Annotated in this window: 27 protein-coding genes; 8 read left to right on the top strand and 19 right to left on the bottom strand. The window is 67.6% G+C overall.

Annotation, left to right across the window (positions count from 1 at the left end):
* Positions 1 to 5 precede the first annotated feature (5 nt).
* Together OHA10_RS26405 and OHA10_RS26400 are read right to left on the bottom strand one after the other, a co-directional pair.
* Entirely contained in the window at positions 6 to 530 is a 525-nt protein-coding gene (locus OHA10_RS26405; RefSeq protein WP_371401451.1) for a hypothetical protein, read from the bottom strand.
* An 83-nt stretch (positions 531 to 613) separates the two neighbouring features.
* Complete coding sequence (locus tag OHA10_RS26400; protein WP_371401450.1) at positions 614 to 1,735, bottom strand: Gfo/Idh/MocA family protein; 1,122 nt, start codon at positions 1,733 to 1,735, stop codon at positions 614 to 616.
* Between the two features lie 120 nt (positions 1,736 to 1,855).
* Between OHA10_RS26400 and OHA10_RS26395 the strand changes: the two genes are divergently transcribed.
* The gene (locus tag OHA10_RS26395; RefSeq protein ID WP_371401449.1) at positions 1,856 to 2,638 is read left to right on the top strand and encodes an alpha/beta hydrolase; all 783 of its coding nucleotides are present in this window, start codon (positions 1,856 to 1,858) and stop codon (positions 2,636 to 2,638) included.
* Here the strand turns inward: OHA10_RS26395 and OHA10_RS26390 are convergent.
* The 6 genes from OHA10_RS26390 to OHA10_RS26365 form a co-directional block, all read right to left on the bottom strand.
* Positions 2,635 to 3,111 carry a cupin domain-containing protein gene (locus OHA10_RS26390; RefSeq protein WP_371401448.1) on the bottom strand — a complete coding sequence of 159 codons (477 nt, stop codon included), beginning with the start codon at positions 3,109 to 3,111 and terminating at the stop codon, positions 2,635 to 2,637. The genes OHA10_RS26395 and OHA10_RS26390 overlap by 4 nt on opposite strands.
* Before the next feature lie 64 nt (positions 3,112 to 3,175).
* Positions 3,176 to 4,084 (bottom strand): phosphotransferase family protein, encoded by a 909-nt coding sequence (locus OHA10_RS26385; RefSeq protein WP_371401447.1) that lies wholly within the window; start codon positions 4,082 to 4,084, stop codon positions 3,176 to 3,178.
* Positions 4,085 to 4,122: 38 nt separating this feature from the next.
* The gene (locus tag OHA10_RS26380) at positions 4,123 to 4,698 is read right to left on the bottom strand and encodes a VOC family protein (RefSeq protein WP_371401446.1); all 576 of its coding nucleotides are present in this window, start codon (positions 4,696 to 4,698) and stop codon (positions 4,123 to 4,125) included.
* Positions 4,699 to 4,791: 93 nt separating this feature from the next.
* Complete coding sequence (locus tag OHA10_RS26375) at positions 4,792 to 5,433, bottom strand: hypothetical protein (protein WP_371401445.1); 642 nt, start codon at positions 5,431 to 5,433, stop codon at positions 4,792 to 4,794.
* Positions 5,434 to 5,503: 70 nt separating this feature from the next.
* Positions 5,504 to 6,085, bottom strand: coding sequence for a dihydrofolate reductase family protein (locus OHA10_RS26370; RefSeq protein WP_371401444.1), 582 nt, complete (start codon positions 6,083 to 6,085; stop codon positions 5,504 to 5,506).
* 66 nt (positions 6,086 to 6,151) lie between these two features.
* The gene (locus OHA10_RS26365) at positions 6,152 to 6,991 is read right to left on the bottom strand and encodes a helix-turn-helix domain-containing protein (protein WP_371401443.1); all 840 of its coding nucleotides are present in this window, start codon (positions 6,989 to 6,991) and stop codon (positions 6,152 to 6,154) included.
* Between the two features lie 42 nt (positions 6,992 to 7,033).
* Here OHA10_RS26365 and OHA10_RS26360 point away from each other — a divergent pair, with 42 nt between their 5' ends.
* The 3 genes from OHA10_RS26360 (at position 7,034) to OHA10_RS26350 (ending at position 8,462) form a co-directional block, all read left to right on the top strand.
* On the top strand, positions 7,034 to 7,633 hold the full coding sequence (locus OHA10_RS26360; protein ID WP_371401442.1) for an ankyrin repeat domain-containing protein: 600 nt from the start codon (positions 7,034 to 7,036) through the stop codon (positions 7,631 to 7,633).
* Between the two features lie 74 nt (positions 7,634 to 7,707).
* Positions 7,708 to 7,881, top strand: a complete 174-nt coding sequence (locus OHA10_RS26355) for a hypothetical protein (protein ID WP_371401441.1) — start codon at positions 7,708 to 7,710, stop codon at positions 7,879 to 7,881.
* Between the two features lie 125 nt (positions 7,882 to 8,006).
* Positions 8,007 to 8,462: a hypothetical protein gene (locus tag OHA10_RS26350; protein ID WP_371401440.1), complete on the top strand. Its 456-nt coding sequence runs from the start codon at positions 8,007 to 8,009 to the stop codon at positions 8,460 to 8,462.
* A 30-nt stretch (positions 8,463 to 8,492) separates the two neighbouring features.
* Here OHA10_RS26350 and OHA10_RS26345 read toward each other — a convergent pair whose 3' ends face one another.
* Positions 8,493 to 11,261 (bottom strand): AAA family ATPase, encoded by a 2,769-nt coding sequence (locus tag OHA10_RS26345; protein WP_371401439.1) that lies wholly within the window; start codon positions 11,259 to 11,261, stop codon positions 8,493 to 8,495.
* Positions 11,262 to 11,429: 168 nt separating this feature from the next.
* Between OHA10_RS26345 and OHA10_RS26340 the strand changes: the two genes are divergently transcribed.
* Both OHA10_RS26340 and OHA10_RS26335 read left to right on the top strand, forming a co-directional pair.
* Positions 11,430 to 12,212 carry an enoyl-CoA hydratase/isomerase family protein gene (locus OHA10_RS26340; RefSeq protein ID WP_371401438.1) on the top strand — a complete coding sequence of 261 codons (783 nt, stop codon included), beginning with the start codon at positions 11,430 to 11,432 and terminating at the stop codon, positions 12,210 to 12,212.
* Between the two features lie 110 nt (positions 12,213 to 12,322).
* The gene (locus OHA10_RS26335) at positions 12,323 to 15,088 is read left to right on the top strand and encodes an AAA family ATPase (RefSeq protein WP_371401437.1); all 2,766 of its coding nucleotides are present in this window, start codon (positions 12,323 to 12,325) and stop codon (positions 15,086 to 15,088) included.
* Here the strand turns inward: OHA10_RS26335 and OHA10_RS26330 are convergent.
* Entirely contained in the window at positions 15,077 to 16,006 is a 930-nt protein-coding gene (locus OHA10_RS26330) for an NAD-dependent epimerase/dehydratase family protein (RefSeq protein ID WP_371401436.1), read from the bottom strand. The two genes, OHA10_RS26335 and OHA10_RS26330, sit on opposite strands and share 12 nt — an antisense overlap.
* Here OHA10_RS26330 and OHA10_RS26325 point away from each other — a divergent pair.
* On the top strand, positions 16,005 to 16,832 hold the full coding sequence (locus OHA10_RS26325; RefSeq protein ID WP_371401435.1) for an alpha/beta fold hydrolase: 828 nt from the start codon (positions 16,005 to 16,007) through the stop codon (positions 16,830 to 16,832). The two genes, OHA10_RS26330 and OHA10_RS26325, sit on opposite strands and share 2 nt — an antisense overlap.
* A 66-nt stretch (positions 16,833 to 16,898) precedes the next feature.
* On the opposite strand, the gene OHA10_RS26320 is transcribed toward OHA10_RS26325, so the two are convergent.
* Positions 16,899 to 18,095 carry an epoxide hydrolase family protein gene (locus tag OHA10_RS26320; RefSeq protein ID WP_371401434.1) on the bottom strand — a complete coding sequence of 399 codons (1,197 nt, stop codon included), beginning with the start codon at positions 18,093 to 18,095 and terminating at the stop codon, positions 16,899 to 16,901.
* 187 nt (positions 18,096 to 18,282) lie between these two features.
* On the opposite strand from OHA10_RS26320, the gene OHA10_RS26315 reads away from it, so the two are divergent.
* On the top strand, positions 18,283 to 18,477 hold the full coding sequence (locus OHA10_RS26315; protein ID WP_371401433.1) for a hypothetical protein: 195 nt from the start codon (positions 18,283 to 18,285) through the stop codon (positions 18,475 to 18,477).
* A 22-nt stretch (positions 18,478 to 18,499) separates the two neighbouring features.
* Here the strand turns inward: OHA10_RS26315 and OHA10_RS26310 are convergent, their stop codons facing one another.
* From OHA10_RS26310 to OHA10_RS26275, 8 genes are all read right to left on the bottom strand, one after another.
* A complete protein-coding gene (locus OHA10_RS26310) occupies positions 18,500 to 19,303 on the bottom strand; it encodes a GntR family transcriptional regulator (protein ID WP_371401432.1) in 804 nt (267 codons plus the stop codon).
* A 63-nt stretch (positions 19,304 to 19,366) separates the two neighbouring features.
* Entirely contained in the window at positions 19,367 to 20,329 is a 963-nt protein-coding gene (locus OHA10_RS26305) for an SIS domain-containing protein (protein WP_371401431.1), read from the bottom strand.
* A gap of 2 nt (positions 20,330 to 20,331) precedes the next feature.
* Positions 20,332 to 21,228 carry a PfkB family carbohydrate kinase gene (locus OHA10_RS26300; RefSeq protein ID WP_371401430.1) on the bottom strand — a complete coding sequence of 299 codons (897 nt, stop codon included), beginning with the start codon at positions 21,226 to 21,228 and terminating at the stop codon, positions 20,332 to 20,334.
* Positions 21,228 to 21,596, bottom strand: coding sequence for a secondary thiamine-phosphate synthase enzyme YjbQ (locus tag OHA10_RS26295; RefSeq protein WP_371401429.1), 369 nt, complete (start codon positions 21,594 to 21,596; stop codon positions 21,228 to 21,230). Before OHA10_RS26295 ends, OHA10_RS26300 begins: the two co-directional genes overlap by 1 nt.
* Positions 21,562 to 23,685 carry an ADP-ribosylglycohydrolase family protein gene (locus OHA10_RS26290; RefSeq protein WP_371401428.1) on the bottom strand — a complete coding sequence of 708 codons (2,124 nt, stop codon included), beginning with the start codon at positions 23,683 to 23,685 and terminating at the stop codon, positions 21,562 to 21,564. Before OHA10_RS26290 ends, OHA10_RS26295 begins: the two co-directional genes overlap by 35 nt.
* A 1-nt stretch (position 23,686) precedes the next feature.
* On the bottom strand, positions 23,687 to 24,508 hold the full coding sequence (locus tag OHA10_RS26285) for a carbohydrate ABC transporter permease (RefSeq protein ID WP_371401427.1): 822 nt from the start codon (positions 24,506 to 24,508) through the stop codon (positions 23,687 to 23,689).
* On the bottom strand, positions 24,505 to 25,428 hold the full coding sequence (locus OHA10_RS26280) for a carbohydrate ABC transporter permease (protein WP_371401426.1): 924 nt from the start codon (positions 25,426 to 25,428) through the stop codon (positions 24,505 to 24,507). The genes OHA10_RS26285 and OHA10_RS26280 overlap by 4 nt, the downstream gene beginning before the upstream one ends.
* 10 nt (positions 25,429 to 25,438) lie before the next feature.
* A complete protein-coding gene (locus tag OHA10_RS26275) occupies positions 25,439 to 26,797 on the bottom strand; it encodes an ABC transporter substrate-binding protein (protein WP_371401425.1) in 1,359 nt (452 codons plus the stop codon).
* Positions 26,798 to 26,847: the final 50 nt, after the last annotated feature.

Genomic DNA, 26,847 nt, shown 5'->3' with positions numbered 1-26,847 from the left:
ACACCTCAGCAGGGGCGGACCTTCGCGGTGAGGCCGGTGAATGAGAGGCAGGCCCAGGGGCGGCCCTGGTCGCGCTTGGCGCGGACGATGACTGGGAACGCGTCCGCGCCGTGCACCTGCGGGCTCTTCTCGGTCGGGAAGGAGCCGATGGCGCCACCGCGGGCCTCGGCGGCGGTCTTCACGTTCGCGACTGTGACGCTGCTGCTGGAGGCCTTCTCGGCCGCGCTCTTGGCGTCGGTCGCGACCTGCAGGGCGAACGTGATCTCCGGCGGCTTCGACCACGTCGTCTGCGACCAGGGGATGATCAGCCCGAACATCGCCAGCCCGATCACCGTGATGATCTGCCGGAGCCGCCGGCTCTGATCGGTCAGCAGCAGCGCCGCGCAGCAGATCGCGAGGAAGACCGTGAGCCCGCGCAGGATCCAGTGCCGGTCGAGCCGGCTGTCCACCGCGAGCCCGGCCGCGACAGCGATCACCAGACAGAGCACAGCCGCACCGAGCGCCCGCGCCCGTGGAGACAGAGATTGCATGCCGCAGACGATAGACGCCCTGGGTTCGACTCCCCGCAACCGCAGCGGTCCGGACCCAGCTGTGCGTCGAGACCTCCGCCATGTCAGAAGCTGGTGGTGAGGTCTTGGGTCTGGCCGGTCGCGGCGGCGCGGTAGGCGGATTCGATGATGTCGATGACGTGGCGGGCGTGTTCGGCCGTGACGATGGAGGGCGTGCCGTCGCGGACCCAGTCGACGAGCTGCATCACGTCCTCGTACACGTGCTGCTCCTCGATGTCGCGGTGCGCACCGACGACGTGCGGGAGCAGCGCCTGGTTGCCCGGGCCGCGGGGCGCGAGCTCGGCGGGGTTGCGGTTGGGAAAGTCGAACGGTTCGCCGTTCAGCAGCAGGCCGTCGATCGTCCCTTCGGTCCCGTAGTACGCGCCGCCGAAGCCGCCGCGAATCGGTCCCGCGGCGGTGCCGGTCGCGACGCAGTACACGTTGTCGCCGAAGTCGATCAGCACGACGGTGTTGTCGTCGGCATCGGTCTGTACGTCGACGCCGGCGCTGGTGCGGACCGGGATCCGTACGCCGGACATCGCCGTCACGCGCTTCGCCGTACCGAGGATGCCGGTGACCGTGTGCAGGGCGTAGACCGTCATGTCGTACATCGGGCCGCCACCGGGTTTGCGGAAGTACCACGACGGGTCGATGTTGCTCAGTACGTCGTTGCCGCCGCGGACGGACTCGTTCTCGTGATAGGTGCCGAACGACGCGCCGCAGCTCACCCACGACAACGTGCCGATCGCGCCCTCGGCGATGAGCTCGCGGGTGCGGATGTGGTGCGGGCGCAGCATCTCTCCCGGCGAGGCAACAATCCGCAGATCGTTGGCGGCCGCAAGCTCGATCAATTCGGTGGCCTCGGCGACGGTCAGCGTCATGGTCTTGTTGAAGTGCACATGCTTGCCGGCCCGCAACGCAAGCTTCCCCTGCTCGTAGTGCAACCCGATCGGCGACGCAATCGTCACCGCGTCCACATCACCCCGAGCCAACAGCTCTTCGTACTCCGTGAACCCCTGCCCCACCCCGAACTTCTCCGCCGCCGCTTCGGCCCGCCCCGGTACCGGATCGCACACCGCGGCCAACGTCACCCGCCCCACCAGATCCGGCTGCGCCAAATGCGGCAAGATCCCCCGCACCGAAATACTCCCGGCCCCCACCACACCCATCCGCACCGAATCCGCCATACACCCAATCCTATGAACGAACACCGCCTCTCGCGCTCACCTGGTGAGTCCGCCCCCGCTGATGCGTGACACGCAACTGCCTGCGTACATGCGGCGCTTCCGTCCGATAGTTTCTGGCGCATGGGTGATGTCGAGCATGTTGTTCTCATTCACGGGACCTGGGGTCGTGGAAGTCACTTCCATGAGGCCCGCGCCGCGTTCGAAGAGCGTGGGTTCACGGTCCACACGCCGACACTCCGCCACCACGAGCTCCCCCTGCTCGAGGGCTCGGCGCAGATCGCAACGCTCAGCCTGACGGACTATGCCGACGACCTGGTCGAGGTGTGTGAGTCGCTCGACTCGCCGCCGATCATCCTCGGACACTCGCTGGGCGGCCTCCTCGCGCAGCTGGTCGCGGCGAGGACCAAGCACGCCGGCCTCATCGGAGTCTGCCCAGCCCCGGCGGCCGGGATCTTCGCGATGTACCCGTCCATGACGCGCCTGTTCCTCAGCCACTACGTCCAGCCGCGTCCCTGGGCCAAACCGCTCTACCCGACCTGGGAGAAGTTCCACGTCGGCGGCCGCATCACGCAGACCGACGAGGACTCCCGCGCGCTCTTCGCCGACCTCGTTTGTGAATCGGGACGCGCGTACTGCGAGATGGCCTTCCCGCAACTCGACCGCCGCAAGGCATCCCGAGTCGACTACGCCGCGATCACCGGCCCGGTCCTGATCTTCGGCGGCGCCCAGGACCGCACGGTCGCCCCGGCCGTCTGCCGCACCACGGCGTCGAAGTTCCGGAACGCCACCTATCAAGAGCTCCCCGGCGCCGACCACATGGTCCTCTTCGGCGAGATCCTGAAGACGACGATGTCCCACGTCGACACCTGGCTCGCCGCGAACAACCTGGCCGCCAAGGGCTAGAGCGGGTCGGTGACTGCGAGCGGCGGGCCGCCCATCTCGATCCAGTTGGCGTGCCCGATCGCCGCGAGCTCTTCCGGATCCACCGGTCGCGACATCTTGTCGGCCTGCTCGAAGAACCGCTCGAGGCCCGACGGCGTCGTGATGATCAGCAGCCGTCCCACGGTTTCGCCGATGTTCTGGAACGCGTGCGGCACACCACGCGGCCCGAACGCCATCCCGCCGGTCGTGGCCCGCAACATCTCGTCGCCCGCCTTGAACCGGAAGTCGCCGTCGATGACGTACCACACCTCATCCTCACGCAGGTGGGTGTGCGACGCGGGGCCGTCGTACGGATAGACCTCCAGCTCCATCACCGACAGCGAACCGTTGGTCTGCAACGTATCCGCCATGATGACGACCGACCCCTTGATGGGTGTCGCGAGCTTCGCCCCGTCGGCAGCTTGCACAGCAAAGGGCTTGATAGATGTGGACATGGCGCCTCCCCCGCTCCCGAATCCCAGTAGGCCACTCTTCGGTGATCTGGGCAAGGAGGTGTCGTCAGTACGAGATCCCCAGTGCCGCAAATCGATGTGCGAGATCGTCGACCCACTCTTCCGGGGTTCGGTGATCAGGCAGGGGTACGCCGGCCTCGCTCCGCCACAGCGCATCGCCCAACGCCGTACGCAGATGCCACGCCATCACCCGCTCGACCGACAGCTCCCGACCGGTGATCTGCGCATAGTGACGCATGGTGGCCGTCAGCAACTCAACGCCGGGACCCATGCCAGGGCCGGGGAACGTCCGCAAGTCGTACTCCGCGTCAGCGAGCCCCGCGGTCTCGAAATCCACAACGGCACGGAGCGTCCCGCCTTCCCACACCTGATTCCCACCGTGCAGGTCGCCGTGCACCAGCACCTGCGGGCCCGGCGTCCGCAGTACGTCGGACGCCCAGTCGCACCAGCTGAGAACCGTGGCACGCTGATCCGGGCGAGCCCATCTCACGAACTGTTCGCGCAAGACGTCTGTTGTTGCCGGCTGCAACGACGCCGCGGGGACCTCGGGTAGACGCTCGCTCGCCGCATGGAACTGCGCCATGAACTCGGCCAGCTGCCGCCCCGCCTCGTCCCGGTCTGTCGAATCCACTACGTCGAACAACGAATCACCCGGCACCATTGATGTCACCAACAACAACGGATCGGTGCGGCTGGCAACTACCTCGGGCAGATAGGGAACCGCCGGCTCGCGGCTCAACGCCGCCAACACGGCGATCTCATGCGCCAGGCGCGCCGCAGCAGGCCGCGACCACGCGAACTTCACGACGTACCGTCCGTCCACAGCCGCACTGGCCGACCACCACGTGGGATCGCCGCCCACCGATTCCCGGACCACAACCGGCAGGTCGCCGAGCCCGACCTCCCCCAGCGCCTCGGACACCGCCGCCGCAGACCCGTCCGCCAGCCATCTCATCCCACCGAGGCTAGCCGCCCGGCCATACTGATGTTGCTCTAGGTCAGACCGGGAGCGCCGTCTGGCCAGGCCGCGATGCACACCTTGTTCCCGGCGCGGTCGGCGAGGATCCAGGCGCCGGGGGCGGTGGAATCGTCGACGATCCGACCACCGGCGGCCAGGGCAGCCGCCAGACGCTGCTCAGCCTGTTCGCGGGCAACGGACACATCAACGTGCATCGCATGCCGCAGCGGCTTCGCCGGGTCGAGCTCCTGCAGCCAGAACGTCGATCCATGGCCGAGCGGATCGACCGCGTTGTCCTCGTCCAACTCGGCGTACCCGAGCACTCCGCGCCAGAACCCGGCATCAATCTCATCAGGCTGAGCCGCCACAGCAAACTGCACCTCCTGCGCCAGACTCCGATCAGCCGTGACACCGCGCTCACGAGCTACCGCCGAAACAGCCCGAGCCACCTCGACATGCCGCTCCTCCAACCGAAACACCCCACGCGTCAACCGCACCGTCACCTGGCTGTCGGTCAACGTCAGCAGCACACCCTCCTCACCGCACACCTCCGCCACCGCCCCAGCCAAAGCAGCCCCCTCGACCAACGACGCCACCCGAAACACAGCCATCGCCCCACCATGCAGAACCACCCAGTCGCCCCCACCCTCCGCACCAAGAAACCCCCGCCACCCCTGCTCGCTCAAGGCCATCTCCCAACGTCTCTACGGCGTAACCGTGATTCCCAACGGCGCCGACAACATGAAGCCCTCATCCGTCTGCAACGAGACAACCAGATTCCATTGCCCCGGCGGAACCGCATACCCCAGTTCAGGAACCACCGAGGCCGTACCGATCAGCACAGGCACAGACCGACTGCCATGAGCTTCAATCGAAAACCCCACCCGCGGCATCGCGTGCGGTCCGACGAACATGCCGACTACATTGCCCGAGCCGTCGGTCACCCTCGATCCCAGCTCGCCCGCAGTAAGAAGCACCTGCTCACGGTCAGTCCGGTTCGCAACCACCACGTCCTTGCGTTCGGACCGGCCGGTCCGAACCGACAGCGGCGTCTCAGCACGTATATCGAGCCCGGCGAGTTCAGCCGGTGCTCCACGCAACTGACGCGAGTGCTCGTTCACCACCAGCTGCCTGGCGGGGAACGTCATCGCCCCAACCCGCAGAGCCACCAAGCCGCCGTACTTCGCGTGCAACTCCTCCGCGATATCTGTTGCCCAGGCAGCCAAGTCGATCCGAATCGGCCGCTCACGCCGCTCACTGTCCGGATCAGGCAGTACGACGAGCGCGCCCGGCGACTCTTCGAGCAACCGCCGTAGATCCACCCGCAGACTGTCCCAACCCTCCACAGCTCGACGATACCGAGCATTCCCCGGGCGGCGTGTCAGTGTTTGCGATGGGCTTCTTTGCGTGGCCGGCTCAGCGGCGTACCGGATAGCGGAGGTGGAGTACGCGGTTGCCCTGGATCACCTCGGCAGGGTCCTCCAGCAGGTGTTGCGCGTTGACTGGCCCGAAGTAGCGCTTGCCGGAGCCGAGTACTACGGGTACGACGTCCATGCGCACCTCGTCGACGAGGCCGGCGGCAAGCACCTGGCCGCCGACGTTGCCGGCGGCTACCTCGACGATGCGGTCGCCCGCGAGCTCTTGTGCCTTGGTTACGGCTGCCTCGATGCCGTCGACGAAGTGAAACGGTGCCTCGGGGTCCCAGCCCTCGGGCGCCGGCCGGTGTGTCACGACGACCACGTGGTCGATCCCGCTCGGAGGCTTTCCGTCCCAGCCGTCGGTCAGGTCGAAGACGTGGCGGCCGACGATCGTCGTCCCGATCTGGTCCCAGTACGGCCGGGTGTAGTCGTGCGACACCTGCGACACCTTCACCTGGCCGCTCTCGTCCAACGCGACGTCACCGCCGGACAACCAGTCGAACAGCGGTCCGGGCTGGTCGTTCTCGTCTGCGACGAAGCCGTCCACCGACACCGAGCTGTACATCACCACCTTGCCCACGGGGCTCTCCTCTGCTCTGGGGTGCCCTCAAATTAGCGTGCCGTGAGCTGTCGCTCTTGTAAGAAATCAATCGGCCGGCAGCGGCCAGCCTTCCAGCGTGTGGCCGGGGTGTTCGCGCAGGAACCGCCGCCGGACCTCGACGTACCGCGTTGGCGTCAGCCCCGTGAACTCCCGGAACTCATGACCGAAGTGAGCCTGGTCGAAGTACCCCGCGCGACCGGCGAGGTCGCCCCAGTCGACCGGTCCGGCGGGGTCGATCGACAACACGGTCGCGGCGAAGCGGTAGGTACGCGCCAGCCGCTTCGGCGTCACGCCGATCAGCTCCTTGAACCGCTGCGCCAGATGAGTGCTACTGACACCGGCGGCCGCACTCAGGTCGCCGATTGCGACCGCGCCGCCGGTCGACGCGATCAGACTGCTCGTACGGCGAACCAGCCCCAGGCCGGTGGTCTCGCACAGCCGTCGCATCAGCTCCTCCTCGAGCAGCGTCAGCATCTCGTGCGGCCCGTCCGCCGAGACCAGCCGGTCTTGCAGCTCAGCAACGGCGGGCCGGCCCCAAACCTGCTCTATCGTCACCGGCCGATCGCATAACTCTGCCGCAGGCATCGCCAGAAACGGCGCAAGCCCCCACGGCTTGACGTGAACGCCGACAGACCGGGTCGGGAGTGGGTAGCTGAACTCCCACGCGCGCGTGGGCATGGTGATCACGCAGCCGTCGGCATACTCGGCCGTCTCGATGTCAGTGCCGGCGCGGATGCGGAACGGTGCCCCGAGGTTGACGATGAGCAACGCCGACGGCGCCGGCGGCAGCGTCAGCCGGGCGTACGGCGGCGCGCCCTCGAGGTAGTAGATGTCGTCGATCAGCCCGTCCAGCGGCGGTCGCGGCACTCTGGACACGTACTCCATACTCACAGCATCGCCGACGCCCGGCCGCGAATATAGTGCTCTATGGCTGCAGACCTTCCCAGCCTGCTGATAGCCATCGCGGCAGGCGATCGCGAGACCGTGACGGCATCGCTCGACGCCGTACCGTCGCTGGTCACCGCACGCTTGGCACGCGACGACGAGTTCTTCATCGCCCAGTGCCATGCGCAGGTCTACGAAGGCGATACAGCCTTGCACGCCGCGGCCTTCGCGTACGACGTCGCTCTCGCCCGAGACCTGATCGCCCGCGGCGCGGACATCCACGCCCGAAACCGGCGCGGGGCACAACCCTTGCACGCCGCAGTCATCGGCGCCCCCGGCTCAACGAACTGGAACCCGACGGCCCAACAAGCCACCATCGAATTCCTCATCAGAGCCGGCGCCGATCCGAATGCAGTCGCACGAGGCGGCGTCACTCCCCTGCACCGAGCCGTCCGCAACCGCTGCTCGGCCGCCGTCGAACAACTCCTGAGCGCCGGCGCCGACCCGCGTCTGCCCAACGACCACGGCTCCACCCCGTCCGACCTGGCCCACCTCACAACCGGCCGCGGCGGAACCGGCTCAGCCGAAGCAAAAGCCGAACAGCAGATCATCATCACGCTCCTCGCCAAAGCCATGCTCTGAGCGCGTCGTCCGTCCGCGGATAGCTGATGGGTACTTGAGAGCTACTTCCGCCCGAACGTTCGAAGGAGCACCAAATGTTCGCCATCATCGCTGCCGTCATCTTCGGCCTGGCCCTCATCCTGGACTGGGCCGACGCCCGCGTGAGCGACGCCTTCACTCCCCAAACCCTGCTGATGGCCGGCCTCCTCTGCATCGCCCTCCACCTGGCCGGCATCGGCGCCAACCGCCGCTGGGGCCGCCGCCGCTGACCACCGCCGCCGGTACCTCGACCAGTAGGTATCACGGGCGCTGGAGCTGGACACCTGAGCGCATGGTGGGGATCGACAAGGCACGGTCACCGACTCGGCTCAGGGCTGGGACGAAGGAGGAACTCATGTCCATCGACAGCGACGCACCGGTTCTGCGAGGTACGCCGACGTACCTCGTAAGTGGAGATCCTGCGCTTGCCGACTACTACCCCGCGTGGCTGGACAACCTGGCCGACGACGTCACCGTCGAGGGTTCGATGATCGACGGCGCGGTGCAAGGCGCTGACGCGGCTCGGTCCATCGTGGTTGGCATCCGGACGCTGTACGGCGACTCCCAGGAGTTCCACTTCGCCGGCCCGTGGGGCGACAACGGCTGGTTGGAGGACTACATCGCTCGGGTCGACGGTTGGCCGATCGGTTGCGTCGCTCTGATCAGCCGCAACCCCGCCGGCCAGACGCAGCACATCGTGGCGAGCTACCGACCACGCAGCTCCGTTGTGCTCTTCGCGCGCCTCCTCGGCGAGAAGTTCGCCGGCACGCCCCTGGCGAACTTCTTCAACTCCGAAACAGGCACAGCGTGACGACGCAGCTCGGGACGTTCGAGGTGCTCGTCAAGGTTCCAGGCCGCGTAGTGCTTCGGAGAGTTGGCGGCGGGTGTTCAGGCGTAGCTTGGTGAAGACCTTGCGGATGTGCCATTCGACGGTGCGTGGGCTGATGAAGAGTTCCGAGGCGATCTCGGCGTTCGTCAGGCCGTTGGCGGCGAGGCGGGCGATGTGTAGTTCCTGTTCGGTGAGTTCGGGTTGGGCGTCCATCGTCTGTCGATGAACGATCTCTCCGGTGGCGCCGAGTTCGTGGCGCGCGCGGTCGGCGAATGCCTCCATCCCCATCGCCGTGAACGCGTCGTACGCCGATCGGAGTTGCGCACGCGCGTCCACCCGGCGGCCGGCTCGTCGCAGCCATTCGCCGTACAGCAACCGGGCCCGAGCGGATTCGACCCGGAGGTCGGTCCGCCCGAGGCGGTCGAGGGCTTCGCGGTAAAGCTCCTCGGTGCGAGGCCCGTCGAGCTGTGCCTGCGAACGCGCCGCGACACCAAGAGCCCAGTCCGTGCCGCTCGCTCTTGCCGTCTCAAAGAGCTCCTCGGTGGCAGCAGCGGCGGCGAGACCATCACCGGTACGGGCTGCCGCTTCCACCAGCTCGACAAGACCCCAGGACCTGACGACGATCTCCTCGCGGTGAGCCGCGGCCGCCCGGGCAGATTCGAACGCTGCCTGGTAGCGGCCGTGACCGTTGTTGAGCAACGCTTCCGCCCAGTAGGTAAGCGATACGCCGACCCCCTCACCGCGGGCCGCGGCATCGCGACGGGCTGAGGCCAGCAGCGGCGCCGCGGTCTCGTCGCGCCCCTCGAACGCAGCCAACCCGATAGCGCCGTACGGCGTCATCCTGAGCTGCGCGAGTTCAGCGGCGGCCTCTGCCTCGTGCACCAGGCCCGCCGCCGCGACCAAATCTCCGGAGAACAGGTCCACAAAAGCGCGCGAATTGAGTGCCAGAGGCAACGCGCTCACCGCACCCGCATCGCGAACTATCCGCAGATGCCGGCCGGCGAGCCGATCCCATGCCTTGGCGTCCTTCATGTCGATCGCGACAACCGTTGCCAGCCAGAGGAACCGAACCCCTTCCTGGACAGAGAGATCGTCGCTGTCGAAGACCCGGACCGCCGCTCGAAGCATCGGCGCGGCGGTCCGATAGCCCTCCGCGCACAGTACGGCGACCGCACGCAGCAGCTCGTCCCCACGTCGCGACCGCGAAGTCCTGGGTACGCGGCGGACCAGCTCGGCAACCGCCATGACGCCCGGCTCGGTCGCCAGATGTCCGGCGAACCATGCCGCCGTGAAGGCATCGACGTAGCTGTCCAGAGCCAGCTCGACGTCAAGCGGCTCCAATCGGCGAGCGGCACTCACCAGCAACGGGAGCGCGTCTCGATCCTGCTCGGCTGCCAGGCCGATCTGGGCCCGCAGGACATCGAGGCGAGCGCGCTGGAGCTCGTCGAGCGGTCCATGTTCGGTCACCGCGAGCAGTTGCACGGCCGCCTCGAACATACCGGCGTGGACCATCGCTTCTGCTGCGTTCAGACGCCGCTGGATGCGGTCCCCCGCGTCAGGAGTCAGTACGGCCGCCCGCTCGAGGAAGGCGGCTGCCGCAGCGAGTCCGCCTTGTGCCAGCGCGCGATCGGCCGAGCGCTCGAGCTGCGCGGCGACCCCCTCGTCCGGGCCCGTAGCCGCGGACGCGCGATGCCAAGCCTGCCGGTCCGGATCCGATAGCGGATCAGTGCTCTCGGCCAGGGCCCGATGAGCGGCCTGCCGCTCCCCCGCAGTGGCCGAGCGATATGCCACCGAGCGAACCAAAGGGTGGCGGAACCGCACAGTCTCGCGGAGCTCGATCAGCCCTGCGTGCTCGGCCGATCGGGCCGCATCCACACCCACACCGAGTCGCTCAGCAGCACGCCAGAGCAGCGGTACGTCGCCGAGCGGTTCCGCCGCCGCAGCGATCAGCAGAAGCCGCGACGCCTGCGGAAGGGACTCGAGCCGGCGCCGGAATCCCTCCTCTATCCGGCTTGTCAGCGACCGGTGACCACCGGTGGATCCAGACCCCGGACCCAAGCTGAGCTCAGCCGCGGTGAACCAGTGCGGCAGCTCCAGCAACGCCAATGGATTCCCGTGCGCCTCGGCCAGAATCCGGTCGCGCACGCGCTCGTCCAGGTGATTGCTCACGACCGAGTCCAGCATCGCCCGAGCGTCCGCGGCCGCAAGGCCTTGCAGCAAGAGGCTTGGCAGTCCGGCCCAGGCCTTGGCACTCTCGCCGGCACGTACGGCGACGATCAAGGCCACGGACTCGCCCCGCAGCCGCCGGGCCACGAATGCGAGCGTTCGCGCTGACGCCTGGTCCAGCCATTGCGCGTCATCGATCAAGCACAAGAGTGGGCCGTCGCGAGCGCCCGCGGACAGCAACGTCGCAGTGGCGAGTCCGACCAGGAACAGATCCGGCGGCGTACCCTCGCGCAATCCGAACGCCGTCGCGAGCGCGTCCGCCTGCGGCTTGGGTAGCTCGTCGAGCTTGTCCAGCAACGGATCGCACAGCTCGTGCAGACCCGCGAAGGCGAGCTCCATCTGCGATTCGACGCCCGCGACCCGAAGGATGCGCCAGTCCGCGGCCGTATGAGCGGCGTACTCCAGCAGGGCGCTCTTGCCGATGCCGGGGGCTCCCTGCAGAACGAGAACACCGTGGCCGCCCAGACGTACGGAGGCGACGAGGCGGTTGAGCGCCTCGCACTCGTCACGCCGGCCGCGCAAAGACGGCCGTAGACGGTTGGTTGTCCCGGACACGACCGCCTCCCAGCACCTCGGACTCACGCTCGCATCGGTGGGCCATGACGCGCAATGCCGGATCAGCACCAGTGCACCCGCCAGTGCCTGGTACTGGCGCAATCACGTGCACGGTGAGTGATGGTGGTGGCGTCGGCCCCAGGCGTTCCTGGTGATCGGAGACCTTCGATGAACGCTCCGCAGTTCCACGTCACCGAGATCTCGGACGCTTACTGGCGCGCCTCGTTCGGCAACGGATCGGACAACTCGATCGACCCCGACACGATCGAGCAACTCGACGAGCTCGTGGCCCGGATCGAAGCGGCTCCCGCACTCACTGTCGTGGTCTTCGACAGCCTGAACCGCGAGACCTTCATGGCCCACTGGGACCTCACCACCGACCGGGCCCGGCTGACCGCGATGCGGCCACGCCCGTCCGGTCTGCACCCCTACGTCGACAACCTGGTCCGGTTGAGCAAGGTACCCGCGGTCACCGTCGCGGCCGTCCGGGGCCGGGCCGACGGCGCCGGCAGCGAGTTCGTGCTGGCCACCGACATCCGCTTCGCCAGCGAGAACGCCGTCCTCGGGCAGGTCGAGGTCGGTCTGGGCGCGGTTCCCGGCGGCGGAGCGATGGCGCGCCTCGCCCACCTGGTCGGCCGGGCGCGGGCCGCCGAGATCGTGCTCGGCGCCGGTGACTTCCCGGCGGCACTGGCCGAGCGCTACGGCTACGTCAACCGGGTCGTCCCGGACGGCGAACTCGACTGGCTCGTGGACAGCTTCGCGCGCCGCGTCGCCGGCTTCGACAAAACCGCGATCACGACCGCCAAGGCACTGCTCGACCTGGCGTCACTGCCCGCCGACGAGCAGTTCGGGCCCGGCATGACGGCGTACCTCCAGACCGCCTGGCGGCCGGTGAACGCCGTCCGGATCCGCGAGGCGCTCGAGCGGCGGAAAGGCTGGGATCCGTACTGAGAATCGCCATTGCCCGTCGCCGGAGTCAATGCCAAAGTAGGCCCAGGATCAGCTCCGACGTCGCCCCAATGCCGAGGCTCAATCTGCCAGTGCGGACCGGGACGGTAGTGATGACTGTCAACTCAGGATGGCCGGGCCTGCGTGGTCGCAGGTCCGAGTGCGAGTCGCTGGTGTCGCTGCTTCGTGCCGCCCGGGATGGACAGAGCCAGGTTCTGGTGGTCAGCGGCGACGCCGGAATCGGCAAGACCGCGATGCTGCAGTACCTGCTCGGAAACGCCGACGGCTACCGCGTGAGCCGGTCTGCCGGGGTGGAATCGGAGATGGAGCTCGCCTTCGCGAGCCTGCACCAGCTGTGTGCTCCGTTCCTCGACCAGCTGGATCGGTTGCCACTCCCACAACGGACAGCACTCGACACCACGTTCGGGCTGGCTGCCGGCGCACCTCCGGATCAGTTCGTCCTGGGACTCGGCATACTCAACCTGCTGACCTACGCAGCCGAGCAGCAGCCGCTGCTCTGCGTCATCGACGACGCCCAATGGCTCGATCGGGCTTCGGCGCGGACCCTGGAGTTCGTGGCTCGCCGGCTCCGCGCAGAGCCGGTCGCGATCGTCTTCGCCCTGCGTCCCACCGACAAGGAGCCGATCCTCACCGCCTTGCCGCAGCTGCCGTTGGGTGGCCTGAACAACAGCGACGCCGCCGACCTGCTGGACTCGGTCGTGGCCGGTCGGCTCGACGTCCAGGTCCGCGACCGCCTGGTGGCCGAATCGCATGGCAACCCCCTCGCACTGATCGAACTCCCCCGCGAGCTCGCTCCCACCAGCCGGCCCCGGTGGGACGGGGACGACTCGACCACGACTCTGGCGGGTCGCCTGGAGCAGGGCTATCTGCGCAAGCTCGACGGGCTGCCGCTCCAGGCCCGGCAGCTCATGGTCCTGTCGGCCGCCGACCCGGTCGGCGACGTCGATGTCGTACGTCGTGCGATGCAGCGGCTCGGTATCGGCAGCGAGGCGATCCCCGCCGCCGAGTCCACGGGCCTGCTCGAAGTGCGCCACCGGGTCGAGTTCAGACATCCACTCGTCCGATCGGCCGTGTACGGCGCGGCTGTCGCGGAAGAACGGCGTACCGTCCATCAGGCGCTCGCCGACGTCACCGATCCCGTCGGCGACCCGGATCGGCAGGCCTGGCATCGCTCCCGGGCGGCCGCGGGACCCGACGAATCGATCGCGACCGCACTCGAGCAGTCCGCGGATCGTGCCCTCGGTCGCGGTGGAGTGACTGCGGCGGCCGCCTTCCTCGAATCCGCAGCGCGGCTCACGCCCTCGACCGATCGCCGGGCACAGCGCGCACTGGCGGCCGCGCAGGCCAAGGCGACGGCCGGTGTCTTCGACGACGCCTTGGCGTTGATCGCCGAGGCACAAGCCGGACCGCTCGACGCGACTGCCCGCGCACGCGTGGACCTGCTGCAGGCGCAGATCTCCTACTACTCCGAAGGTGGGAACAAAGGTCTGCCGCTCCTGCTCGCGGCAGCCGCCCGTCTCGAGCAACTCGATCCGAAGCTCGCGCGGGAGACCTACCTCGACGCCTTCGCAGCGGCCATGTTCGCCGGGCGACTCGCATCCGGCTCCGGCATCGGGATGCGCCAGGTCGCCGAGGCCATGCGCGAGATCCGGCTGCCCACGACGGCCGGCAAGCCCGACGCGCTGCTGCACGGGATCGCGGTGCTGTACACCGACGGCTACGCGACCGCGGCCCCGGGACTGCTCGAGACCGTCCGGGCTTTCGGCTCCGACGAGCTGACCATGGACGAATCCGTACGCTTCGCCTGGCTCGCCGCATGCGCGGCGACAGACCTGTTCGACGACCTGAACTGGGACATCCTCACGCGCCGGCATCTGAGCGCGATCCGCGAGATCGGCGCGTTGAGTGCGTTGCCCGTCGCTCTCAACAGCCGCATCATCTACGACCTGTACAGCGGCGATCTGGCCGAGGCGGAGGCCTTGGTCGCGGAATGCGCGTGGGTGGCCGAGGTAACCGGCGGGCAGAACACGATGACGCCGTACGGCGAGGTGTGTCTCAGCGCCATCCGCGGTGACGCCGAGCGGGCCGAGCCGCGCTTCCAGAAGCTGCTCGACGACGTGACCGGCCGAGGTGAAGGGGTCGGTCTGAACATGATCGGCTGGTTCCAAGCGGTCATGTTCAGTGGCCTGGGCCGTCACGCGGAGGCGTTGGACGCCGCCCGCCTGGCTGCCGCGTCACCGCTCGAGCTCGGGCCTCCCAAGTGGGCTCTCGCGGAGATCGTCGAAGCCGGCGTACGCAGTGAGAACCTCGCGGAGGCGAACCTCGCGCTCGAACAACTGTCGTCGTTCACCCAGGCCAGCGGCACCGACGCGGCGCTGGGGGTCGAGGCCGGTCGCAGGGCGTTGCTCCGCTCAGGCCGGGCCGCCGAGGACAACTACCGAGAGGAGGCCGAGAGGCTGGCGCGCACCTCGCTACAGGTCGAGCGGACCCGCGCGCAGCTCCGGTACGGCGAATGGCTGCAACGTGAGGGCCGTCGCGAGGAGGCATGCACGCAACTGCGATTGGCGTTCGAGACGTTCAGCGCGATGGGCGTGAACGGATTCGCCGAACGTGCGCGCGAAGGACTCGCCGCCACCGGCGAGACCGTTCGCCGACGAGCAGTCGAGTCCGCCGGCGATCTCACCACGCAAGAAATGCACATCGCCCGGCTCGCCGCGGAAGGTCGCACCAACGCCGAGATCGGAGACGCGCTCTTCCTCAGCGCCCGGACGGTCGAGTGGCATCTGCGCAAGGTCTACAGCAAGCTCGGCATCCGGACCCGTCGGGATCTGCGCCAGTCCGTGGGCTCAACCAAATAGCTTCCGGAATCCGTCCCGCCAAGAGGGATAGTCGGGCGTGAACCCCAGAGCCGCCTTCGCCTTGGCATTGCTGGCCGGCGGAAGCTGACTGCCGTAGTACACCGCCTGTACGCCGATCTGCTCGCCGGCCTCGGCCACGGAGATCCGCGATGGCGGCGCGGCTTTCAAGATCTCCGCCAGATACGGCAGCCATTCGACCTGCGCTGCGGGTTCGTCGTCCACGACGTTGTAGATGCCCGGACCGCCGCGGTCGACAGCCTGCAGCGTGACCGAGACGGCGTCGCGGACGTGGATGAACGGATAGCGCCCGGTGCCGTCGCCGACGATCGGCAGTCCGCCGGCCTTGATCGCCGTGACGATGTCCCCGTCAGGTCCGATTGCGGTGCCTTCGCCGTACAGGAAGCCGTACCGCAGTACGACGCCTTCGACGCCGGGGGTGCCGAGTACCAGGTTCTCGGCGGCGAGGTTGGCCGCGATGTGGATCCCGATCGGGCCCGGAGCGTCGACGTACAGCGGCGACTGTTCGTCGGTCGGGCCCGATCCTGGCCGGGTCATGAAGCTGGCGCTCTGGGCGATCACCCGCCGGCTTCCCGCCGTACGTGCCGCGCTCATCAGTGCCCTTGTTCCATCGCGACGCAGCCGGTTGGTCGTGTCCAGCCAGGCGCTGTAGTCCTGGGACGGCCCTGACAGCGCGGTCATCTGGTTGATGATCACCTCCGGTTCGGCCGCGGTGATCACGGTGTGCACCTCAGCTTCGTCGAGCCCGTTCATCAGGACCGGCTCGGCTCCGAGCCCCCTCACGAGTTCGAAGCTCTCACGCCGACGGGTGCTGACCGTGACCGAATGGCCGCGATCGACCAGCCCCTCGACGAGCGGCCGGCCGACGACTCCTGTTCCTCCTGCGACGAAGACTCGCATGATGCCTCTCCCTCGGTGTCGGTCCCATCAGGGTGGATCGCCTGACGGACATGACGACTCCGGCACAGTCCCTGGTTTCGCTACGGGTCTCGGCGACACGCAGCCGGACCAGGGCGGCGATCAGTGCCGCCGTGCCGAGTCGGTCGCAGGACGGCATCGGCTCTGTGTCCACGGCACCTCAACTCCCGGCCGGATTCACCAGAACGTTCAAGAGCCGGTACGTCGAGGCCAACGGCATCCGCGAGCACGTGGTCATCGGCGGCAGCGGACCCGCGCTGCGCTCGGGCATCAGAAGTTCGCCGTGGTCGGTCACGACACCGGTTACATCGTCAGCTACGCACTGGCCGCGGACCATCGGGATCGGGTCAGCCGCCTGGTACTCGCCGAGATCCCCGGGCCTCCGGGAGTGACAGATCCCAATGTCCTGCCGGCACCGTTGTTCCTTCCCGAGTTCCTCAGCAACAGGCTTTGGCACATCCTGTTCAACCGGGTCAACGACGAGCTGATCGTCGACATGGTCCGGAGCAACGCGATCGGCTACTACGGCTACGAGTTCGCGATCCAGAACGGCGGGGTGCCGCTTCCGCAGTACGCGATCGACTACTACACCAACCTCTACAACCGCGACCGGAACGCTTTGCGAGCCAGCTTCGGTCTCTACCGTGCCTGGGGCCCCGCCGCGGCAGGGGGGATCGCGCCGGTTGCGGTCGATGTGCAGACCCTGGTGATTCCCCGCGTCGGCCATTGGGTCGCCGAGCAGGCTCCCGCGCAGATGCTGACGGCGTTGGGGACGTTCCTCGCGCCGTACCTCCAGGCGCCGAGATAGATGCCCGACGCCCGACGGGTCAGCCGTCGGGCGTCGGGCGTCGGTGCGAGGAAACGTCGCAAGAAATCAGCGCAAGGGGCGGAATGCGGCCCGCAGTTCGGCGGCGAAGAGGTCGGGCTCCTCCCAGGCCGCGAAGTGGCCGCCGCGGTCGACCGTGTTGAAGTAGGCGAGACCCGGGTAGACGGTCTCAGCCCAGCTGCGCGGGGCAGCCCAGATCTCGCCGGGGAACGTGGTGAAACCGACCGGAACAGCGACCGGCGGAGGCGCCTGCCCCGCCGCGGCGGCCAGGAATTGGCCGAACTCCCAGTACCACCGCGCGGCCGAGGCCCCTGTGCCGGTCAGCCAGTACAGCGTGATGTTGTCGAGGACGTTGTCGCGGGTCAGATTGCCGGCCGGTGCTCCGTCGACGAACGCACGCGAGATCTTGTAGTAGCTGTCGGTGTCGTGGTCGAGCATCCACGCGGCCAGTCCGACGGGCGAGTCCAGCAACGAGTAGCCGACCGTCTGCGGCCGGGTGGACTGCTCCAGGAAGTAGCCGAATCCGTCGGTGGTGAAGGTCTTCAGCGCAGCGTGCGCCGCACGTTCCTCCTCGGAATCGCCCGGTAGCAGGTCGACGATACCCAGCGCCGTCGCCAGCAGATTCACGTGAATACCGGCCAGCCCGTTGACTCCGTGACGACCCATCGCGTCCGTCACCGCGGCGCCAACATCTCCGCCCTGGGCGACGTACCGCCGGTAGCCGAGGCGATCCATCAGCTGCGCCCAGGCCTGTGCGATGCGGCCGTTCTCCCAACCGAGCTCGTTCGGCGCGCTGGAGAAGCCGTACCCGGGCAGTGACGGCAGCACCAGGTGGAATGCGTCCTCGGCGCTCCCACCGTGAGCGGTCGGATCGGTGAGCGGGCCGATCGTGTCGAGCAGTTCGATCACTGAGCCGGGCCAGCCGTGGGTCATGATCAGCGGCATCGCGTTCTCGTGCGGCGATCTGACGTGGATGAAGTGGATCTCGACCCCGTCGATCATGGTGGTGAACTGCGGCAACGCGTTCAGCCGGGCCTCGACGCGGCGCCAGTCGTACTCGTCGGCCCAGTAGCGGGCGACCTCCTGCAGCATCGCCTGCTGCACGCCCTGCGACCGGTCTTCGACAAGCTCCTTACCGGGCCAGCGCGTCCCCGCGACCCGCCGCCGCAAGTCGTCGAGCTGCTCCTGCGGAATCTCGACCTGGAACGACCGGATCCCGGTCGCGGTGTCGACGATGGTACTCATGACGCCTCCCTGACAAAGCTGATTCGGTGACGTCCTCGACCCTGCCCTCCTCTCCCGGCCGGAGCGCCCGTGACCAGCACTGGTCTGCTCCCGGGTCTGCCCCCGCGCTCCCCAGCTTCTTCAGGGCGTTAGGAGACCGGCCGCTCGGCCTCACGGCCGCAGAGGCGACGGCAATACCTCGCTCCGGTTGCGGTTCGCGTCCGGGGAACACACCGACGTACGCGCCGTGGTCACGTACTGCGCCCAGCGCGACCGCCCCGAGCTCCGCAGCGTCCAGCACAGCATCGAAGCCGTCCGAACCCTCGAGCGCCGCGACGGTCTCATGTGCGCCGGCCGCCAGCGGTACGGCGTACCCGCCGATGCCACCAGCGGCACCCCGTGATCAGCAGCCGCCCCGCTCCGTCCTAACCGTGGGCGCCGGGGCGGTTCAGGCCCTCGAGGTCGGTGGAGTAGTGGAATCTCACCCGCGAGCCGAGCCAAACAGTTCGGGACGTCTCGACGAGTTCGCCGTTGGCGCGGCCGATCGACCAGTCGACGAACACCTGCGAGTCGATTCCTGTTTCTAGGAGGACTGTCTCGGCGGCGTTCACCGAGCGCACCTCGAGGAAGTGGTCAACCTGATCGGCCGCGATCGGCACCGTCTCCAGTGTCTTCGACACGGAGGCCTCGACCAGTTCGCGTCCTCGCAGCTTCTCGGCAGCCGGGCCGGCCAACCAGGAGTCCGTGAGGCCGATGGGTCGACCGTTGACCAGATGCAGGCGCTTGAGATGAAGCCTTGCTCCGCTGCGCTCGGCGGGCGCCAATTCGCGGACGAGCTCATACGGCTCTTCCTCGGGTACCGCGTCCGCGAGGTGGACGGAGACCGCGTCCTCGCCTGCGGCGCGAAACCGGTCCCGCCAGGGCGTCATCAGGCCGACGTCGTGCTGAACCAGCCGCGGACGGTCGGCGACGAACGTGCCCATCCCCTGCCTGCGTTCCACGTACCCAAGGTCGGCGAGCGCTGCCAGCGCCTGCCGAACGGTGATCCGGCTGACGCCGTACATGGTGGCGAGATCCTTCTCGGTCGGGAGCTGAAGGCCCGACTCCACGCCCTGATCCATCACGGACCGAAGGTCTCGCTCGACCTGCGCCCAGGCCGGCATCGGCGACCGCCGGTCCACGGGCGCCACCTTCGACGCCAGCGGATGACGTGTCTCTTCGACGGTCATGCGGCCTTCTCCCCTGTTGACCATGGATAGCATGATCATAACATCAGTACCTATTGAGCGACCTCATGCAGTAACCGGCTCGTCGTCCAGCTTGATGTGCCGCGCGTCCATGTTGACGGCACCGCCGCGGAACGGTGGGCGCCCCCATATCTGTGCTGCCTGGCCGGCGAAAACCGCTCCGGCCGCCGCACCGGCCAGTTCGAGCACCAGGGCTGATCGGCTCGTCCAGGCATCAGGCGCCGTGAACACTACTCCGCGTACGGTCTGCCCGGTGCTTTCGAGCGCGACCGCCAGGCGCTCGAACCGGGTGCGGCCGACAGCACCGACGAGCTGGAGCACGAGATGTGGTTCCGGACCGATGAAGTAGTCGACGTGGCCGCTCTCCTCCAACGGAACGGCGCGGACATTCACCCCGACAGCCTCGATGAGCTTCAGCATCCAGAAGTCGCCCGCGCCGCGCAGGTCCGGCAGCGTCAGGACGGAGATGCCGTACGGCGCGGCCGCCGGTAACTCCTGGACGGTCCGAGCGAGCTCCGGTTCCTGCGACTCCAAGGAGCGAGCAACCTCACTCGCCGCCCCGTCGACGTCCTCGCCTGCCACCGCGGCGACACCGAGGCCGAGCATCAGATGCCCGGCGCAGGGAATGACTTCCTCGATCCCGAGCGACGGTACGAGCTGCGTCTCGGCCGCGGCGGCCGCCAGCGGCGAGTCCGCGTTCGAGGTGATCGCAATAGTGCGTTTGCCTGCCTGCGCCGCAAGCCGGAGGGCGCGAACGGTCGCCCCGGACGTGCCGGAGTGCGAGATGCCGACGACGGTGTCCGTGCCGAACGGAAGCCGCCCGGTCCAGGTCAGGTCCCCGGACGACAATGCGCGATGGCCGTACGCCGCAGCCAGCAGCGCGGACGACAACGAGTCGCCAGACCCGACGAAGACGGCTCGACCGAGTGGAGCCGAGATGCTCGGCTTCACGTCGTTCACGTCCCGCAAGGCTGAGGCGATGGCGGAGATCTGTTCGAGAGAAGTCACGTCTATTGCCTCCTGGTGATGGTGATGCTCGGAAACGGTTCGGTCAGTGGGTCGGCCAGCAGGCCCGCGTGGCCCCAGTCCGAAAGCGCCAGCCGGGCGACGCTGACGCCGTACGCCGCTGCCGTGGCAAGGTCGGCGCCGGCCGTCCACGCCGCGACGATGGCGCCGGCCGACGAGTCTCCGGCCCCCGTGGTCTCGACAACGCGTACGTCGGTGTCGCGCACGAACCATTCGCTGTCGGAGATCACGACCATGCCCTCCCGGTCGAGTCGCGCGATCACGTCAAACCCCAGCCGTGCCCGGATCGCCCGAGCGGCAGCCAACGGATCGGGGTCGATCAGTTGCAGTTGCACCCGGCTGGGGAGGACGAGTGCACCCGACGGACTGACCCTGAGGAGGTACTCCGGGCCTTCGGCCTGCAGGGGCAACTGATGCGGGTCGACGCCGACGCGCACCGATTCGGCGACGGCCGCGCGCTCGGTGGGCGAGCTGTCGAGGAGCCCGTCGATTCCGCCGGTGACCGGAACCTCGCCCGAATCGCCGGCGCCGGTGTCGCCGTCCGGCTCCGTCGTTCCCGTGCCTTCGATCTCGACCGAGCCCGACGGGGAGGTGGCCAGGATTCGTCTGCCCTGCGGGGAGTTCAGGATCCACAGCCTCATCGCTTGCGGCTCCCGCATCGTCTCGGACGTGTCGATGCCGAGTTCCTGAAAGACTTTCGCGAACCGCGGTTCGTCGTCCGGGAGCCGTGCGTACAGCTGGACCTGGGTGCCCGCGACGAGCCGAGCGCCCAGCGCTCCGAAGAGCCCCGGCCCGCCGAGCTCGTCGAATCGGGTACCCAGTCCGGCGTCCACCAGGTGATCGACGGACAGTCCCCCACGTACTCCGACAACAGTGGTCATCAGAACGTCTGCACCGCGTACTGGATCGTGCGGTCGCGCGGGCCGTCCAGCTCGAGCAGGTACACGCCTTGGCTGTGGCCGATTCCGAGTTCGCCGTTCACGACGGGAAGCTGCAGCGACTGAACGCCGAAGACGCAGCGGACGTGCGCGGCCGCGTCCTGTGGTCCGTCGTGCAGATGGACGAACGGCCGGTCGACCGGGATCTGCGCCTCGATGAACAGCCGGATGTCCTGCAGCGTCGTACCGTCCACTCCGGAATTGAAGATCAGCGTGCACGTGGTGTGCGGCAGGAACGTGTGCAGGATCCCGTCACCGTCGGCCTCGCGGGCGACCTCACGAAGCTGAGCGGTCAGATCCACGTAGTGCACGGGGCTCGCGTATCCCTCGGCCGGTCGGGTGTTGACCGGGAAGCTGTTCCACTTGCCGTTGGCTTTCATATCGGGTGGTGCCTTTCTGGTCGCGGGTCTGAGCCCGGTGATGCGAGCGGACGGTGAATCCGTCGGCGCTCATGGTTCCGGTGTCGACGAAGAAGCCGGCCCCACCGCCGGCCAGTCGGCGGGTGGTTGCTGAGAGCATCTGAATGCCGTCGATGTCCACCAGTACGATCGATCCGGCGCACGCGACGGTGACGTCGTACGGCCTGTCCCGGCGGAGGCTGAACGGGGTTGTCGCGAGCACCGTCCGATCGGCATTGTGCTGCTCGACGATCGAGAGGGTGTTCCCGTCGAACAAGGCCGCGGAGAAGTTCCGGTGCCCGCGTGCCCGGACGACGAGACCGGCCGCCCGATTCAGTGAGAACGTCAGCCGTGAGGTCACCTCGTAGTCGACCCAATCGCGGGTACCCGTCGTCACGACACCGAGCGGGCCGGGGTGCGAGACGGAGAAGGTCGTGGCGAAATCGGCCTCGAAGTTCTTGGCCGAGCTCACCCACGGCGCGAGTCCGCGTGGCTGGGTGTCCCAGATCGAGGACAGCAGGATGCCGGACTGCGAGTACTCCGCGGGTGCGCCGTCCCAGTCGAGCGAGTGCAGGTAGACCGTCCCACCGACCGAAAGGCCGACCCGGAAGGGGATTCCGGCCGGCACGGTCCACTCGATCGTGGCTTTCGCGCCGACGCGCCTCCACGCACCTTCTGACTTTCCGTGGTCGTAGTCCGCGTACAACTGCACCGAGGCACCGTCCGGCGAACTGACCACGGCCCGAACCGTCTGACCGGGATAGAGCGTCGGACTGGCCAGGGTCGAGAAGTTGGGCACGGCGTCACCCGGGTCCAGGAAGACAGGCGTGGAGGTTCGTCCGTCCTCGATCAGCAGCGCGGTCGAGCCGTCGTCGAACTGGTGATGCCGAACAGTCGCTTCGTCGTCTCCGAATCCCTGTACCGCACCAGGAAAGTCGAAGTCGAATCGAGGGCGTCGCCCAGGCACCGGCCCACCGATCAGCTTCCGAGCCGATCGAACGATCCGTCTGGTCTCGAGAACGGCGTCCGTCACGCACTCACCTCCGTCAGCGCTGACGACGAGAGCCCGATCGGCCACCTCCCGCCGGAGATCATCGTCGAGCGCGGCGAGTCCGAGCCGGACGCCGGTGATGCAACCGACCGTCCCGGCGTTGCTGTCGGTGTCGAAGCCGACCGAGGAGGCAACGGCGACGACCCGGCGGAAGTCGTTGCCGCCGACAATGAGCGCCGCGAGCGCCATCGCGGTGTTCGAGAGCGAGTGACACGGCCCCGGGTACCGCGCATACCCGTAGCACCGATCGACCCAGTCGCGGGCCGAGCGCCAGTCGTCACCCGCCCGCACGCGCGACGTCACATCGATGACCAGCTCGATCAGCCGGCGATCGGTGACGAACGGCAGCGACTGCTCGATCAGCGCCGACAGCTCGCGCTCGTCGAAGGCCAGAGAGCGCATCGCGGCGAAGAACGCAGCCGCGTCCAGCGCGACGCCATCGTGGCTGACACTCGCGGCCGCACGGGTCAACGCGACAGCCCGCTCGGGATCGCCAGGCGTCATCAACGCGAACGCGTCCGAGAAGATCTGCGCACCGATCTGCTCGGCGAGTGTGCTCCCGTTGCACGCGATCGAGCCGCTCTCCGGCGCACTGATGCCGCGTTTCAGATTGAGATAAGCGGTGTGCTCGGTGGAGCGCCCGTACCCGCCCCACCACAGGATCGTGCGGTCCTCGACGATGTAGTTCAGCCAGGTGTTGCCGGCATCGGCAGGCTCGAAGTCACCGGTGTCCTCCACCACCCGGGCGAAGGCCAGTGTCCCGGAGATGTCGTCGTCCGCGACGATCAACGGCAGTCCGAGGTCCTCGTTCACGAACCGGTCGACCAGTCCGAAGCGTGACCGGATGTCGTCGTACGGCCAGCCCTCGACCGGCCGGCCGAGGTACACGCCGATCAGTTTGCCGAGGAGAGCGGCGTAGACCCGCTCTTCGTACGCTGCGCCGAGTGCCATGTCAGCCCTTCACCGCGCCGTTGGCGATGCCGTCGACGACGTACCGCTGGAGGGCGATGAAGACGGCCAGCACGGGGACGATCAGGATCAGCGCGCCGGCCATCATCGTGCCGATGTCGGTGCTGAAGGTGCCGTTCATCGTGAGGAATCCCAGCGTCAGCGTCTGGTCGTCCGGGTTCTGCAGGAACGTCGACGAGATCAGGAACTCGTTCCAGGCGTTCAGGCCGACGATGACGCCGACGGTGATCAGTCCGGGCCGCACCATCGGCAGCATCACCCGCCGGATCAGCTGAAGGGTGCTGACACCGTCTACCAGAGCGGCCTCCTCGATCTCGGCCGGAACGTTCAGGAAGAAGGTCCGCATCAGAAAGGTGGCGAACGGCATGTTGATCGCCGCCAGGATCACGCCGACGACGAACACGTTGTCGGTGAGATTCAGCGCCGCGACGGCGGCGTACAGCGGGAAGACGAACAGCTGGATCGGGATCGTCATCGCCATCGTGAGGTAGACCATGATCGCCGGCCAGCGCTTCACCTTCTGGCCCGCGAGGACGTACCCGGCCAGGCTCGCGCAGACCAGGACGACGAGCACGGTCGTGCCGGTGAGCAGGATGCTGTTGACGATCCCCCGCCCGAACCGTCCGTAGGTCCACGAAGTGACGAAGTTGTCCAGGCTGAACGACGACGGCAACCCGAACGGGTTCGCGAGTACTTCGGCGTTGTCCTTGAAGCTGTTGAGTACGACGAGCAGCAGCGGGATCAGCGCGATCACCGCGAAGACCGCCAGCACCAGCTGGGCACCGAGTCCCTTGAGCCTGGTCATCGTGCCAGCTCCCTTCGGCTGATCCAGGTGTAGAGGATCGATGCGAGCAGGCCGAAGACGCTCATCACGATCCCGACCGCGGCGGCCTTGCCGAATTCGAACGACGAGAACGCGAACGCGTAGGCGTAGGTGCCCATCACCTCACTCGAGTGCGCCGGACCGCCTTGGGTGAGCAGGTACACGTAGTCGAAGGCGAGGAACGAGAAGATCACCGTCATCACGCCCATCAGCAGCAGCGTCGGCCGGATGCTCGGCAGGTAGACGTTGCGGAACACACCCCATCCACCGGCGCCGTCCACGATCGCAGCCTCGACTTGATCGATCGGCGTCTGCCGGATCGCCCCGAGATAGACGACGGTGAGGAAGCCCCAGTAGTGCCACATGTCGACCGCGGCAGCGGCGTACAGAGACGTCGAGGTGCTCGCGGTCGGTGGCTGGATCCCGAACAGGCCGGCCACCCCGCCGTGCGGGTTGTAGATGATGGTCTGCCAGATGAGCGCGTTCACCACCGGCGCCAGCACGTACGGCATCAGGTAGATCACCTGGTAGAACGTGCGGATCCGCTTACGCCGCAGGAGCAACATCGCCGTCAGCAGACCGATCACGGCCGGCAGCGTCAGGAACATCACCAGCCACTTGATGTTGTTGGTCAGCGCGGTGGCGAAGACCGGGTCCGCGAGGATGTCGCGGAAGTTCTGCCCGCCGATGAAATGGACGTCGAACCCGACACCGCTCCAGTCGGTGAACGCGAACAGCAACGTGAGGATGCCGGGGATGACGACGATGACGATCGACAGGAGCAGCGCGGGGGCGACGAGCGCGTAGTTGATCGCGGTACGACGGCGTAGGTGCGAACGCCGCCGCCCGGCCGGGACGCGCGCGGCTGCGGACTCCCGCGCCGGTGCGGCTGTCATGACCATCTGTTCTCCGTCAGTCGGCCGGCTGGGGCAGCGGCGGCACGAGACCCTTCGCCTTCTCGGCGGCGAAGGTCGTCTGGACCTTCTTCAGGAAATCGGCGGCGCTCTCCTTGCCCAGCCAGACCGAGTCGATATCGGTGAACGCGGTCGCGGTCGCCGGCGGGAAGAACGTGCCCGCGAAGAACCCGTAGCTGCCGTCGTTCACCGTCGCGATGGTGTCCTTCATGGCGGTGACGAACGGCTTCGACAGTCCGCTGTAGTCCGCGGCGTCGAGATCGAAGTTCTTCAACGGCACGGCCCAGTAGCCGGGCCAGCTCTTGTTCATTTCCTTGGTGAAGCTGTCGGTCATCATGTAGTCGATCACCTCGGCAGCGCCGTCCTTGTTCTTCGATGCCGCGTTGATCGACAGCGATGCCGTCGTACCCAGGGTCGGGTACGGGTACGGGCGGCCGGCCGCGATACTGGGGAACGGCAGCCAGCCGAGGTCGTCCGTCGTACCGGACTTGTCGTTGAAGTAGTTCGACGCGAACTGGAAGATCAGGCTCGGTCCGAGCATGAACGGTGACTTGCCCTGGCTGAGCAACTGGACCGACTGGTCGAAGTTCAGCGTGGCATAGTCCTTGCCGCCCAGATACCCCTTCTTGTAGAAGTCGGCCGATGCCTGGACGGCCTTCTCGATGGCGGGGTCCGTCCACGGAATCGTGCCCTGCAAGGCGTTGTAGACCGTCTTGCCGCCGGCGACCTGGGTCAGGAACAGCGAGATGTAGTTCTGGTTGACCGGCTTCCAGCCCTGGTTGCCGGTCACCGACGGGTACATCCCCGCGGCGGCGGCCTTGTCCATCGTCGCGACGAGCTCGGCGTACGTCTTGGGCGGCTGGGCGCCGAGCTTGGCCAGCACCTTCTTGTTGTAGAAGACGCCGATGTCCTCGATCGAGTTCGGCAGCGAGTAGAGCTTGCCGTCGACCGTGCCGGACTGATACATCGCCGGCAGCAGACGCTTCTCCCAGCCGTACTTCTCGGCGTACGGCGTCATGTCCGCGAGCTTGCCCTGGGTGGCGTACGCCGCGGAGAACGCGGGACCCGAGCCGTACACGATGTCCGGGCCCTTGTTGGCGCTCAGCGCGACCTGCACGTTCTTGTCGACCGCGTTGTTGAAGGTCACCTGGAGCGTGTACTTGTCCTGCGACTTGTTGAAGCCGTCGATCAGCACCTGCTTCATCGTCTGCTGCTGTTGCGGCGGGGCACCCCAGAACCACAGCTGGAGCGTCTGCTTTCCGCCGCCGCCCGCGTCGCCGGAAGAACAGCCCGCGAGGACCAGTGCCACGGCGGACGCGACACCGATCGCGGCAGTCACGAGCCTCATACGTTTCATGCCGAGCTCCTACCGTGGTCATCTGGTGGTTATGTTGTATTGACCGTAGG

The organism is Kribbella sp. NBC_00662 (assembly GCF_041430295.1).
Classification (GTDB): domain Bacteria; phylum Actinomycetota; class Actinomycetes; order Propionibacteriales; family Kribbellaceae; genus Kribbella.
Note: the sequence above shows the minus strand (reverse complement) of the source record. Positions and strands in the feature narration are given on the sequence as shown.

Bases quoted from the DNA above. Each gene is read 5' to 3' on its own strand.
- OHA10_RS26340 (WP_371401438.1), top strand. From the start codon at position 11,430: ATGAACGCTCCGCAGTTCCACGTCACCGAGATCTCGGACGCTTACTGG.
- OHA10_RS26310 (WP_371401432.1), bottom strand. From the start codon at position 19,303: ATGACCGTCGAAGAGACACGTCATCCGCTGGCGTCGAAGGTGGCGCCC.
- OHA10_RS26365 (WP_371401443.1), bottom strand. From the start codon at position 6,991: ATGGAGTACGTGTCCAGAGTGCCGCGACCGCCGCTGGACGGGCTGATC.
- OHA10_RS26280 (WP_371401426.1), bottom strand. From the start codon at position 25,428: ATGGTCATGACAGCCGCACCGGCGCGGGAGTCCGCAGCCGCGCGCGTC.
- OHA10_RS26290 (WP_371401428.1), bottom strand. From the start codon at position 23,685: ATGGCACTCGGCGCAGCGTACGAAGAGCGGGTCTACGCCGCTCTCCTC.
- OHA10_RS26325 (WP_371401435.1), top strand. From the start codon at position 16,005: ATGATGCCTCTCCCTCGGTGTCGGTCCCATCAGGGTGGATCGCCTGAC.
- OHA10_RS26405 (WP_371401451.1), bottom strand. From the start codon at position 530: ATGCAATCTCTGTCTCCACGGGCGCGGGCGCTCGGTGCGGCTGTGCTC.
- OHA10_RS26285 (WP_371401427.1), bottom strand. From the start codon at position 24,508: ATGACCAGGCTCAAGGGACTCGGTGCCCAGCTGGTGCTGGCGGTCTTC.
- OHA10_RS26395 (WP_371401449.1), top strand. From the start codon at position 1,856: ATGGGTGATGTCGAGCATGTTGTTCTCATTCACGGGACCTGGGGTCGT.
- OHA10_RS26320 (WP_371401434.1), bottom strand. From the start codon at position 18,095: ATGAGTACCATCGTCGACACCGCGACCGGGATCCGGTCGTTCCAGGTC.
- OHA10_RS26355 (WP_371401441.1), top strand. From the start codon at position 7,708: ATGTTCGCCATCATCGCTGCCGTCATCTTCGGCCTGGCCCTCATCCTG.
- OHA10_RS26385 (WP_371401447.1), bottom strand. From the start codon at position 4,084: ATGAGATGGCTGGCGGACGGGTCTGCGGCGGCGGTGTCCGAGGCGCTG.
- OHA10_RS26360 (WP_371401442.1), top strand. From the start codon at position 7,034: ATGGCTGCAGACCTTCCCAGCCTGCTGATAGCCATCGCGGCAGGCGAT.
- OHA10_RS26380 (WP_371401446.1), bottom strand. From the start codon at position 4,698: ATGGCTGTGTTTCGGGTGGCGTCGTTGGTCGAGGGGGCTGCTTTGGCT.
- OHA10_RS26390 (WP_371401448.1), bottom strand. From the start codon at position 3,111: ATGTCCACATCTATCAAGCCCTTTGCTGTGCAAGCTGCCGACGGGGCG.
- OHA10_RS26275 (WP_371401425.1), bottom strand. From the start codon at position 26,797: ATGAAACGTATGAGGCTCGTGACTGCCGCGATCGGTGTCGCGTCCGCC.
- OHA10_RS26400 (WP_371401450.1), bottom strand. From the start codon at position 1,735: ATGGCGGATTCGGTGCGGATGGGTGTGGTGGGGGCCGGGAGTATTTCG.
- OHA10_RS26300 (WP_371401430.1), bottom strand. From the start codon at position 21,228: ATGACCACTGTTGTCGGAGTACGTGGGGGACTGTCCGTCGATCACCTG.
- OHA10_RS26330 (WP_371401436.1), bottom strand. From the start codon at position 16,006: ATGCGAGTCTTCGTCGCAGGAGGAACAGGAGTCGTCGGCCGGCCGCTC.
- OHA10_RS26335 (WP_371401437.1), top strand. From the start codon at position 12,323: ATGACTGTCAACTCAGGATGGCCGGGCCTGCGTGGTCGCAGGTCCGAG.
- OHA10_RS26350 (WP_371401440.1), top strand. From the start codon at position 8,007: ATGTCCATCGACAGCGACGCACCGGTTCTGCGAGGTACGCCGACGTAC.